Consider the following 11,777-nt stretch of genomic DNA (forward strand, 5'->3'; position numbering starts at 1 on the left):
ACAATGTCGGACACGCCTTTTTGCAAGATGTTGCTCATGTTCTCCGATAGGTCAGCAACTTCTGCCGACAGTTTAACCACCAGACACCGATCCTCAAGGTTCGGGCTGAGTTGTTTTTCGCGCCACCCTTCGAAATAGGTCAAGAGCCGAGACCGTGCATTCATGTTTGGATGCGCGAGAGAGGCATTAAGGCGATGGCTATACTCTGTCATAAACTCGCTCAACAGCGCGCAGCCATATGCCTCTTTCGATGCGAAGTAGTGGTAGAACGAACCCTTCGGAATGCCAGCCTCTTTCAAAAGTGTGCTTAAGCCAACTCCAGTATAACCCTGCTGGGCTGTCAGGCGGCGTCCTGTGGTCAATATCCGAGAGCGGGTGTCGTTTTGGTGTTCCATGACCCGCTACGTAGGATAAATTAGACCGGTCGTCTACGGGTGGTGCGCTATTTCCTCATTCACTAATCTGTGAAACAGGAGCGTCTACCTGCGACGAATGACCTGTGCGGATAGCTTCCGCGCCTCCCTGGGCGAAGGTGATGCGGAACTCTACAATAATAAAAATAAGAACAAAAAAGTTAGCTTTGATCTATTGATAGGAAGCACATACTAGGCAGAGCTATCATAAATTGGTTCTGAAAATCAGTGTAATGCGTCTTAGTTCTGGACGGGCATAGTACGGAATGAGATGAGTGGTATGGTCAGATGTGAGCAATCTTAAATGGGAATTCATCAAGGCGGTCCTGCCCAACAAGACGAGGGGCAAAAAACGCTTTGATGGCCGCCGCGTGACTAACAATGCTGGCGCTACCGTGGCCTGATTTGCAGCCGCCCCATACACTAGGCGGGGGCGGGCGCACGCGCTTATTTTAATTATAACCCATCAAGGTCTTTACTTCGTTGAAGATCACTTTGGGGTGATATGAGTCTTCCATAGGGTTGTCTACCATGGGCGCAACACGTCGTTTCGCATTGTCATCGATACTTAGGTGCTGCATCCGTCTTTTAGGCTTCGGACGTGACTACGCGGCGAACACCTTTCTCAATCGTTTCATCCAAGATCTCCGCCACTAATTTTTGCCAATCCGTATTTTCTTTTAATTTAGTAGGGAACAGATCAAGCCGCATTTGAAGGGCTTTCGAAATTTGAAATCCATCGCGAGGCTGGGCATCGAGAGCTGCTTTAATCTCGGCCTCATATGGATCGCGTATCTCGTAGGGCGCGCCTGTATCATCAACACCTAGGCAATATCGCATCCACATGGCTGTAGCGAAGGCAAAAGGGCGGATATCCTGGCCGCTTGCGATCGCATCGAGTGCGGGGGCGAAAATCCGTTGAGGCAGTTTTTGCGTGCCGTCCATTGCGATCTGATATGTCTCATGTGCGATGGCGGGATTGCTGAACCGTGCCTCAAGTTCTCTGGCATAGATGTCGTAATCGATCATCGACAGTGGCTCCAGAGTTTTTGCAGCTGCGCGCAAATGGCGACGCACTAGCTTTGCAAGGTTCGCGTCCGCCATCACCTCGCGCACATATTGTTTGCCCGAGAGGAACCCCGTATAGGCCAACATGGAATGCGCGCCGTTAAGCACCCGCAGTTTCATGTGCTCGAATTTGGCGACGTCATCAACAAAGAGCGCGCCACCAGCCTCCCACGCTGGACGTCCTTGGGGGAAGTTATCCTCTATCACCCACTGGCAGAATGGCTCCGTTTCGATGGCACACAGATCGGAGCAGCCCGTGAGGGCGTGTGCATCTGCCCGTGTTGTATCGCTTGCAGCGGGCGTAATACGGTCCACCATGGACGAGGGGAAGGCGACGTTGGCGACAATCCAATCCGCAAGTCCGACATCCATATGGCGCGCAAAACCTGTAACCCCGTTTTTCAAGAACTGGCCATTGTCCGGCAGGTTGTCACAACATAGTACAGTAAAGGGTGATAAGCCCGCGTTGCGACGTGCAGATAGAGCCACGGCCAAGAGCCCAAGCACACCGCTCGGCGCGTCCAAATGGGCGAGATCGTGGGCGATCACAGGAGTGCTCAGGTCGGGGCCTCCCGTTTCTCTGTTTATGCCGTAGCCTTTTTCCGTGACGGTTAGCGTCACAATACGCGTTGCGGGCTCGCATAGGGCGTCCAGCGTGGCGCGTGGGTCGGCGGCGATGGCCTTGCCAATCGCTCCGATTACGCGGCCTCTGACGCCCTGCGCATCACGCTCAAGCAATGTGTAGAGACAGTTCTGAGCCTCTAGTGCATCCACCACAGAGCGGCTGCGTAGGCTCACGCCAGTAATGCGCCAATCGCCGCCCTCAGAGGCAAGCGCCGCGTCCGTCATTGCCGCCTGATGGGCGCGATGAAATGCACCCAGACCGAGATGCACGATCCCACAACCATGGGCCGCAGGGTCATAAGCAGGGGTGCGTGCCGCACCTGAAATGTCGCTGATTTGTGTAAGGCGTTTCACAGTCATAGCCCGCCTCTCACGTGAGAGTGGGTCAAGGAGGAAATAATGCCGCGAAGCTCCGCGAGTCCCTTGAGGCGTCCGATCAACGGATAGCCCGGCTGTGCCTTGCGTGCCAAATCGTCCAGGATGTCCTGCCCGTGATCCGGACGGAATGGGATGCAGGCATCAGCCCGCCCTTCGTCGCGGCGTTTTGCCTCCTGTTTCAGGACGGCGGCAACCAAGGCGACCATATCCGTATCACCCTCCAAATGCGCAGTCTCGTAGAAGCTGGTCTGAACCTTGTCGCTTTCGCGCTTCACATTGCGCAAGTGCAAGAAATGCACGCGTTCGCCTAAGCGTTCCATCATTCCCGGCAGGTCATTATCGGGTCGCGAGCCCAACGATCCTGAGCATAGGGTTACACCGTTGGCGGGGATATCCACAGCTTTGAGAACATGCGCATAATCCGCCTCGGTCGACATGATGCGCGGCAAGCCGAGTAGTGGGACAGGAGGATCATCAGGGTGGCAGCACAGGCGCATCCCGAGCTCTTGCGCTAGTGGTGCAACCTCTTCGAGAAACGAAACCAGATTGGCGCGCAGCCCGTCTTCGTCCAGTCCTGAATAGGCCGCAAGGTGGCAGCGCAAGTCATCAAGTGAAAAGTTTTCCGCAGCACCTGGAAGGCCAAATACGACGGTGCGCACCAGATCTTCAATCTGCGTCGCACCCATGTTCGAAAAGATTTCTTGGGCTGTCTCGACAACATTGACAGGATAGCTCTCCGCGGCGTTGTCGCGTTTGAGTATATGAATGTCGAAAGCGGCAAAAACAGGAAGTTCGAAACGCATACATGTAGCACCAGAGGGCAGGGGGTGCGCGAGGTCTGTTCGGGTCCAGTCAAGGACAGGCATAAAGTTGTAGCATACCACCTCGATCCCAGCTGCGTGCAAATTGAGGAGTGACTGTTTCCACGCTTCAACATGCACACGCCAATCGCCTGTTTGCCGCTTGATGTCCTCGGAGACGGGGAGGCTTTCGACCACATCCCATGTCAAACCTGATGCCCTGCCAGATGAAGTCGTGGCGATCTCTTTTTGGCGCTGGGTGATCTCTTTTGGGGACCATACAGTCCCAGTTGGCACGTGGTGCAATGCCGAGACAACCCCCTCGACGCCTGCCTGTAGCATCGAATCAATCGAAACAAGGTCCTTGGGACCAAACCAACGCCAAGTCTGCCTCATATTCATCCCTTTTTCATTGCAAGTGACTTTCAAATACAGGGGAATGGCTAGCACAAAAATTTTGTGTTGACTAGTATGGTGCCATTCCTGCACGGTTAGGCAAGGGAGAAACAATGAGCCAAGACCTGACAAATAGACCTGAAGTTATCGATCCGAGCAGAGCCGTAAGCCCGCAGCTCTTCTCATTCCTTCGGGATCGCATTGTGCGGAGTGATCTTGCGCCGGGGACGCGTTTGTCCGAGGTGGAAATTGCAGCGCACTACAACACCAGCCGACAGCCCGTGCGCGAAGCGTTCATTAAGCTGTCGGAGGCTGGGCTGATCGAAATTCGCCCGCAACGGGGAAGTTTTGTCCGACGCATCGACATTGCCTCCGTGCTGGCTGCGCAATTCGTGCGCGAGGCTGTGGAGGCCGACATCGTTCGTGCTGCGGCAGAGCGCATTACGGATGTGCAGGCACGCGAACTCGATTCCATTCTGGCTGCGCAGCGCGATGGAGTTGATGGAGCCCCAAGTGCTTTCATGGCGCTCGACGAGACTTTCCACCGCACGATTGCGACAATTGCCGGCCAAGGCGCGGGCTGGGGTTTCCTTGAAAGTCTGCGCATCCAAATGGACCGCGTGCGCCACTTGAGTGCGAGTCAATTGCCCCGCGAGTCTTTGGTTGTTCAGCACACCGAGATCGTTGAGGCGATCAAGGCGGGCGACGCGGATGGTGCGGAGCAAAAGATGCGCCAGCATCTGCGCCGTGTGCTTGATGACATCCCTGTTGTCACCGCCGCCAAACCCGAATTCTTCATTGCGGAGGAGAGCTAATGGAGGGCGCGCTTTTACATCCGGACCGCCTGTTGCCTGCGGACCCTGCAACGCGCCAGCTGGCGCGGGGCCTCTATCAATCGGTTGAGGCCTTACCTATCGTGTCGCCTCACGGGCATACTGATCCGAAGTGGTGGGGCGAGAACCCCGCGTTTACGGACCCCGCCGCGTTGTTCGTCACGCCTGATCACTACGTTACACGGATGTTGACAAGCCAAGGCGTGAGCTTTGAAGCGCTTGGCATTGGCGAAAATTGTGAGCGTGATTCGCGTAGAATCTGGCAGACTTTTGCGGATCACTATTACCTCTTTGCAGGCACCCCTTCGCGCATCTGGGTGGATGATGCGCTGGCGCGTCTCTTCGGTTTCAGCAAGCGACTCGGCCCCGACACGGCTAACGAGATATATGACGCCATTGCAGAACTGTTGCCCAAACCCGAGACTTCGCCTCGCGCGCTCTATGATCGCTTCGGGATCGAAGTGATCGCGACCACCGACAGTGCGCTTGATGATCTATCCTATCATGCGATGGCGCGCGACAGCGACTGGAATGGGCGTGTGGTGCCGACCTATCGCCCCGACTCTGTGATTGATCCTGACGTGAGAGATTTCGCGGAGAATTTGGAACGGTTGGCAGAGGTGTCGGGATGCGATACCAACACTTATGATGGCTATCTCGACGCGCATCGCGCGCGACGCGCAGCATTCAAAGCAATGGGTGCGACTGCCACTGACCACGGCCACCCAACACCACAAACGACTGACTTGCCATACGCAGAAGCCTGTGCGCTTTATGAGCGCGTTCGGTCTGGAAATCCGAACGCGGGAGATGCCGAATTATTCCGCGCACAAATGCTCACGGAAATGGCGCGGATGTCGCTCGACGACGGGTTGGTTATGCAGCTTCACAGCGGCTCTTTGCGCGGTCATTCTGCTAAGGTTCAACGCGACTACGGGCCTGATCGCGGTTTTGATATTCCTGTGCCTGTGAGCTTCACCGAGGCTCTACGTCCACTGCTCAATGCCGTGGGTATGGATCCGCGGTTGACTCTGATCCTGTTCACCTTGGACGAGACGACCTATGCGCGCGAACTAGCACCGCTAGCGGGTGTCTGGCCTTGTTTGCGCCTTGGGCCGCCGTGGTGGTTCCATGACAGTTACGAAGGAATGCGCCGTTTCCGCGAGATGGCGATGGAGACAGCGGGTATCTACAATACCGTTGGCTTCAACGACGACACGCGGGCGCTGTGCTCCATCCCCGCGCGCCACGATGTCGCACGGCGTGTAGATAGTGGTTGGCTTGCCGAAATGGTGGTCACACACCGCATAGATGAGTGCGAGGCATATGATATCGCGCGTCTTTTGGCCCACGACCTTGCGATGAAGGCCTACCGCCTTTGACGGATTTACGCTGCGCCTGACATATGTCGGGCAACTATTCAGACGCATGGCTTTTATGTGCGGAGAATCAAAGGGAGAGAGAAATGACCATAAAGAAAACACAACTTGCGCGCCGCTCGGTGCTTCAACTTGGGGCTGCCGCATTGGCGACACCTGCGCTTATGCGCGCCTCTTGGGCACAAGAGACGTTCGTATGTAAAATCGCTCACTCGGAGGCCATAGGCTCGCCGTTCACCAATGCGTTTGACAAATGGGTTACAATGCTCAACGAGCGCAGTGAAGGGCGCATCGATGCACAACATTTTCCAGCAAGTCAGCTTGGAGGACTGGCGCAATTGCTGGAGATGAGCCGCATCGGGACCATTCAGGTCACTGCCGCGGGGCCTGACAGCGAAGAGGCCATCGCGCCGGAAATCGCAGCGACCGCTGGCGCACCAGGCTTCATTTACAAGAACGAAGCCCACGTTGACGCTGTTTTACAAGGCGACATCGGTCAGGAGATCAGCCAGATCGCGCGCGAGAAAACTGGCGTTGAGTTTATTGCATATGGCGAAGTTGGCTTCCGCCACCTGTTGACCAAAATGCCCGTGACCGATCTTGCCAGCTTGCAAGGCGTGAAACTGCGCGTGCCTGAAGTGCGCATCTGGGTCGACTTCTGGAAAACACTAGGCGCCAACCCGACGCCTCTGCCTTACTCTGAACAATACTCGGCACTTTCCACAGGCGTTATTGACGGCCTCGATTCCGACTACTTCTCTGTTCTCGGTTTTAAGTGGCACGAGCAGGCGAAATACATTCTGCCGACCTACCATTGGTTCCTGCCCAAAGCGATCCGCATGAACGCAGCTTGGCTGGACAGCCTGCCTGAGGATTTGCAAGAGCTGTGCCGAAATTCTGCCAAAGAAGTCTTTGAAGAGCAGCGCACCATCAACCGTGCAGGCGCGGATCAAGCGCTTGAAGACCTCAAATCTGCAGGCTGTATCGTTAATCCGTTCCCCGCCGAAGAGAAAGCCAAGTGGGAGGAGAAATCCGCGGGCCTCTTTGATCAGTTCGGCGCGACCAGCCCCGAAACCGCCGCGATGATCGGGAAGATCCGCGCGCTTGGTTGAACCTTATCGCGTCTGTCCCGTTCGTATTGCGTTATGGGGCAGACCGTTCGGAGGAGAAAATTTTGGACCACGTCACGCCGTCTCAAAGCGCGCCCGCGCTGCCTTACCTTGCGCTTAACAAGCTGCTGGAATCTATCGCCGTTGTGCTTATGCTATGCGCGACGGCGGTCGTTGTTCTACAGGTGTTTTGTCGTTACATTCTCAACGCATCTCTACCGTGGCCGGAAGAGGCTGCACAATTTCTTTTTGTGTGGGCTGTGTTTCTCGGCATGGCTGTTTTGACTTTCCGGGACCGCCATATTGCGATTTCGCTGTTCGTGCCGAAGCTTTCCGAGAAATCACAAGCCATTCACCACGTCTTTGTTAAGGTAGCGACAGCCATCGGCTGTATCGTGCTTGTAGTGCATGGTATCGACTTTATGAACCGTACCATGCAAGTTCTGCCTGCCTTGCGTATACCGCTGCGATACCTCTTTATGGCCGTGCCCGTAGGCAGTGCTTTGACCCTGCTGTTTCTCACAGCTCCCATTCCCGGCTTGCGTTGGTGGAGTGGGATTGCGTCCGTACTTGCCGGAGTTATTGGCTACTACGCACTTAGAGAAGTCGGCGGGACGTTGTTTGTCGAGGCAAGCAGTACGACAATTTTGATGATCGTAACGATGTTGTTGATCTTCGCTGAAGTGCCCATTGTCTACGCTTTGGTCATTGGCTCTTTTGCGGGCCTTACCCCCTTACCGCCCTTGATGCTCGTCACCGTAACGCAAAACATGTCAGGCGCATTGAATTCCTTCACTTTGCTCGCCATCCCTTTTTTCATCCTTGCCGCAGCAGTGATGAATGTCGGCGGGATTACCGTGCGGATTGTTGACTTGGCCTATCATCTGGTCGGTCACTTTCGTGGCGGATTGGCCCAAGCCAACATCGTCACGAACGTCATGCTTGCAGGCGTGTCGGGTTCCTCGACTGCGGACGCCTCGGCGACGGCAAAGCTGTTGGTCCCGGAGATGGAAAAACATGGTTATGGTCGCCCGTTTAGCTGTGCGCTGACCGCTGCATCATCAACTTTGGCCAATATGATCCCGCCGGGATTGGGCCTCATCATCTATGCCGCTTTGGCCTCGGTTTCTGTCGGCGCACTGTTTATCGGAACGATCGTGCCAGGCCTCATGGTGGCGCTCGCGTTGTCCTTTGTGGCGTGGGTTATCTCGGTGCGTAGCGGCTATGGCGGTACCAAGGATCGTTCGTCGGGAGGCGAGAAATGGCAGTCGCTCCTGCTTGCGACGCCTGCGTTGTGTTTGCCCGTGATGATCGTCGGTGGGGTGCGTTTCGGCATCTTTACGGCAACAGAAGCGGGCGCGATGGCTTTCGTCTTCGCGCTACTGTGCGGTGCGTTTATCTATCGCGGCTTGACGGCTGCAAACTTGTCATCGGCGTTTCGCGAGGCGGTGGAAGATACCGTGGCTGTCGCTGTGATCATCGCCGCGGCCTCTCCCTTCGCTTGGATTTTGACGTTTGAGCAAACCCCGCAAAAGATCGCCGAGTGGCTCGCCGCGCTCACGGGCAACAAAATTCTTCTGCTGTTGCTGATCAACCTTCTGCTGATCTTCGTTGGCCTCTTCATCGAGATGATCGCCGCAATGGTGATCCTCGTGCCGATCCTGGTTCCTGTGGTTGTTGCCGCCGGTGTGGACCCGCTGCAGTTCGGGATCATCATCGTAATGAACCTCGTGATTGGCGCACTCACACCGCCGCTTGGGGTGCTCGTCTTCACCACCGCACGCGTTGGTGGCGCCTCTTCAATGGCAGTGTTCCGCGCAATCCTTCCCTTCATCGCGGCGCAGGTCGTGGTCTTGCTGCTGGTCACCATGATCCCGCAAATCACGCTGCTGCCGATCAAGTTCTTCGGCCCGTAAGGAACCCAATATGACTAATAAACCAATCGCTAACCTCGCCGTGATTGGCCTTGGCATGGCCACAAAACCGCACCTCGAAGCGCTCGACGAATTGCGTGGGAAGGTGCATGTCTCAGGCGTATTCAACCGCACCCGTGCCAAGGCGGAGGTGGTCAGCGAGATCTTTGGGTTCTCCGTCTTCGACAGCCTGGATGCGATTGCGGCGGACCCGAATACGGACGGTGTCATCATCGCCACGCCGCCCAATCAACGCTCCGAGATCGTGAGTATGATGGCAGCAGCGGGCAAGCATATCCTCATGGAGAAACCCGTCGAACGCTCGTTGCAGGCCGCTCTAGACATCGTGGCAGAATGCGAGATGAATGGCGTTGCTTTGGGCATCATGTTTCAGCATCGTATGCGGCAAGCTGCCCTGCGGCTGCGCGAAATAATTGAGCAAGACGATCTTGGCGAACTGGCCCTCGTGCGCGCGGAAATCCCGTGGTGGCGAGATCAGGCATACTATGACGAACCAGGGCGCGGGACCTATGCGCGCGACGGCGGTGGGGTATTGATCTCGCAAGCCATCCACGTGCTCGATTTGATGCTAAGCCTCACAGGACCGGCTAAAACAGTGCAAGCCCTGACTGCCACCACACAGATGCACAAGATGGAGGCTGAAGATTTTGCTGCCGCAGGCGTCACCTTTGCCTGTGGTGCGGTCGGCTCCGTCGTCGCGACCACCGCGACCTATCCGGGCGAGCAAGAGCGGTTGGTGTTAGACGGTACCAAAGCAACGGCAGTCCTCAATGGCGGCCACCTCACAGTCACATGGCGCGACGGCCGCACGGAGACTGTTGGCGATGTATCTGGCACGGGTGGCGGGGCAGATCCAATGGCCTTCCCCTGTGATTGGCACCGCGACGTGATCGAGGACTTCTCCCGCGCCATACACGACAAACGACCATCACGGATCACGGGCCGAGAGGCATTGCGCGTCCATGCATTGATCGACGCCATGATCCGCTCGAACGCACTACAAAAAACAGTGGAGGTTGAAACCGTCTGATGACTACGTTTCGTTTTGCCGCCCTCGGCATGGATCATCGTCACATTTATGGCATGTCACAGGGAATGATCGATGCGGGCGCACAGCTTGCGGGCTGGTGGACGGAAGGGGAGCCGCAGCCCGCAGCAGGGTTCATCAAACGCTTCCCTGACGCACCACGCCATGATGATCTTGATGCGATCCTCGATGATCCAGGCATTGCCTTGGTGTTGATCGCTTGCCGCCCAGACAAACGTGCTGATTTGGCGATTAAGGCCATGCATGCAGGCAAGGACGTAATGGTTGATAAACCTGGGTGCATCACTTTGGACGAGGTGAAGCGCTTGCGCGAGACGGTGCGTGAGACAGGTCGCATTTGGTCGGTCAACTTCTCCGAGCGATTTGAGGTGCCCGCCGTCACCGTCGCCACTGAATTGGTGCGTAGCGGTGCGATTGGCGAAGTTGTCCACACAACGGGCCTCGGTCCGCACCGCCTAAACGCGCCAACCCGCCCCGACTGGTTCTTCGATGCCGCGACCTATGGCGGTATCCTTACCGATATCGCGTCGCACCAGATCGAGCAATTCCTGCACTTCACCGGCAAAGAAGACGCCGAGATTACAATGGCGACCGTGGCTAACCACGCCAATCCCGACCATTCGAAATTCGAGGATTTCGGCACTCTTACATTGCGTGCAGACGCGGCGCAGGGATTTGTGCGAGTTGACTGGTATACGGCCGATGCGCTTCCGAATTGGGGCGACGGGCGCTTGTTTCTCACAGGCACCGAAGGGACGATAGAGCTACGCAAATACGTCGATGTTGACGGGCGCGCCGGGGCTAATCATCTGTTCTTGGTCAGCAAAGATCGCTGCGAATACATCGACTGTTCCGATGCCGGTTTGCCGTACTTCACCGACCTCGTAAACGACATCCGCAACCGCACTCACACCGCTTGCCCGCAAGAGCGCACGTTCCGCGTTTGCGAGTTGGCGATCGAGGCGCAACGCATCGCGCTTGAAGGGGAGATATGAACGATGACGACAACGAATTTATGCTTAACAAGTGTTGGTCGTGTCGCTGCTCCGTGTTCCTATTGCCCTGAGATAATGTGTAAACAAATTTTCTTGCGTAGGTCACCGGTGCCGGTCCTGTAACTTGATGTTTGGAAATTTGCTTTAGGTTTGGTCGGAAGACGGTCCATCCCACTAGCTCGCGGTTACGTGTCTTTTAAATGCAGCTTTCATGTGAATATTTTGCTATACAAATTGCTACACAATTAGTTGCTGTTATTTATTTTAAATTTATTAAACAACTGAAAAACATGTAAAAAATAATAAATTTGGAGGGGGTTAGGAGGACACCTCCTCCGCCACTTGCTTGTAAAAGAGCCGTAAGCCTCGTTTTGAATTTCCCCTAATCATTGAAAACGCTTGATTTTTTCTCCTGACTGCATTCAGTGTGTTTGCAGGGGATGTGGGGTAGAATGTGGGGCGAAGATATTGAAGCGACAAGATAGGCCCGAACGCCCTCGGGGAGGGAAGGCAAAGGGGCGGCATTTTGAGCGGCGGCTAACTCTCGCAGATGTTAAGAACGCGGGGCCTGGGCGGCATACAGATGGAGGCGGGTTGTATCTTGTTGTTGATGATACAGGTGCAAGCCGCTGGCTTTTGCGGATTGTTGTTCGCGGACGACGTCGAGATTTTGGCCTCGGTTCAACTTTGATGGTTTCGCTTTCGGTGAGCTACTCCCCATTTGTTGGACAGGATCTGGCGTAAATTAAGCTACTCTCTGCTCCTGCTGATCGGGTTGTGTTCTGTCATTTCTCAGCCAA

At 55.6% G+C, this 11,777-nt stretch carries 10 protein-coding genes; 7 read left to right on the top strand and 3 right to left on the bottom strand.

Annotated elements, in window-relative coordinates; genetic code table 11:
- The 3 genes from BM152_RS18110 to uxuA all read right to left on the bottom strand — a co-directional run.
- Positions 1-395 (bottom strand): TetR/AcrR family transcriptional regulator (locus BM152_RS18110; RefSeq protein WP_074914643.1); only part of this gene is annotated, 395 nt, incomplete at its 3' end.
- 606 nt (positions 396-1,001) lie between these two features.
- Positions 1,002-2,465, bottom strand: a complete 1,464-nt coding sequence (locus tag BM152_RS18120) for a mannitol dehydrogenase family protein (RefSeq protein WP_066605208.1) — start codon at positions 2,463-2,465, stop codon at positions 1,002-1,004.
- Positions 2,462-3,679, bottom strand: a complete 1,218-nt coding sequence (gene uxuA, locus BM152_RS18125; protein ID WP_066605210.1) for a mannonate dehydratase — start codon at positions 3,677-3,679, stop codon at positions 2,462-2,464. Before uxuA ends, BM152_RS18120 begins: the two co-directional genes overlap by 4 nt.
- Before the next feature lie 113 nt (positions 3,680-3,792).
- On the opposite strand from uxuA, the gene BM152_RS18130 reads away from it, so the two are divergent.
- From BM152_RS18130 to BM152_RS19675, 7 genes are all read left to right on the top strand, one after another.
- Positions 3,793-4,494 carry a GntR family transcriptional regulator gene (locus BM152_RS18130; RefSeq protein WP_066605213.1) on the top strand — a complete coding sequence of 234 codons (702 nt, stop codon included), beginning with the start codon at positions 3,793-3,795 and terminating at the stop codon, positions 4,492-4,494.
- Positions 4,494-5,894: a glucuronate isomerase gene (uxaC, locus tag BM152_RS18135; RefSeq protein ID WP_066605214.1), complete on the top strand. Its 1,401-nt coding sequence runs from the start codon at positions 4,494-4,496 to the stop codon at positions 5,892-5,894. The genes BM152_RS18130 and uxaC overlap by 1 nt, the downstream gene beginning before the upstream one ends.
- Before the next feature lie 83 nt (positions 5,895-5,977).
- Positions 5,978-7,003: a TRAP transporter substrate-binding protein gene (locus BM152_RS18140; RefSeq protein WP_066605226.1), complete on the top strand. Its 1,026-nt coding sequence runs from the start codon at positions 5,978-5,980 to the stop codon at positions 7,001-7,003.
- Positions 7,004-7,065: 62 nt separating this feature from the next.
- Positions 7,066-8,916, top strand: a complete 1,851-nt coding sequence (locus BM152_RS18145) for a TRAP transporter large permease (protein WP_211435258.1) — start codon at positions 7,066-7,068, stop codon at positions 8,914-8,916.
- Between the two features lie 10 nt (positions 8,917-8,926).
- Positions 8,927-9,964: a Gfo/Idh/MocA family protein gene (locus BM152_RS18150; protein ID WP_066605232.1), complete on the top strand. Its 1,038-nt coding sequence runs from the start codon at positions 8,927-8,929 to the stop codon at positions 9,962-9,964.
- On the top strand, positions 9,964-10,977 hold the full coding sequence (locus tag BM152_RS18155; RefSeq protein WP_066605235.1) for a Gfo/Idh/MocA family protein: 1,014 nt from the start codon (positions 9,964-9,966) through the stop codon (positions 10,975-10,977). Before BM152_RS18150 ends, BM152_RS18155 begins: the two co-directional genes overlap by 1 nt.
- A 468-nt stretch (positions 10,978-11,445) precedes the next feature.
- On the top strand, positions 11,446-11,721 hold the full coding sequence (locus tag BM152_RS19675; RefSeq protein WP_331711568.1) for an Arm DNA-binding domain-containing protein: 276 nt from the start codon (positions 11,446-11,448) through the stop codon (positions 11,719-11,721).
- Positions 11,722-11,777: the final 56 nt, after the last annotated feature.

It is taken from the genome of Celeribacter halophilus, from assembly GCF_900114135.1.
Classification (GTDB): Bacteria; Pseudomonadota; Alphaproteobacteria; order Rhodobacterales; family Rhodobacteraceae; genus Celeribacter; species Celeribacter halophilus.

Coding starts and splice junctions, on each gene's coding strand:
- BM152_RS18120 (WP_066605208.1), bottom strand. CDS start 2,465: ATGACTGTGAAACGCCTTACACAAATCAGCGACATTTCAGGTGCGGCA.
- uxuA (WP_066605210.1), bottom strand. CDS start 3,679: ATGAGGCAGACTTGGCGTTGGTTTGGTCCCAAGGACCTTGTTTCGATT.
- BM152_RS18130 (WP_066605213.1), top strand. CDS start 3,793: ATGAGCCAAGACCTGACAAATAGACCTGAAGTTATCGATCCGAGCAGA.
- uxaC (WP_066605214.1), top strand. CDS start 4,494: ATGGAGGGCGCGCTTTTACATCCGGACCGCCTGTTGCCTGCGGACCCT.
- BM152_RS18140 (WP_066605226.1), top strand. CDS start 5,978: ATGACCATAAAGAAAACACAACTTGCGCGCCGCTCGGTGCTTCAACTT.
- BM152_RS18150 (WP_066605232.1), top strand. CDS start 8,927: ATGACTAATAAACCAATCGCTAACCTCGCCGTGATTGGCCTTGGCATG.
- BM152_RS18155 (WP_066605235.1), top strand. CDS start 9,964: ATGACTACGTTTCGTTTTGCCGCCCTCGGCATGGATCATCGTCACATT.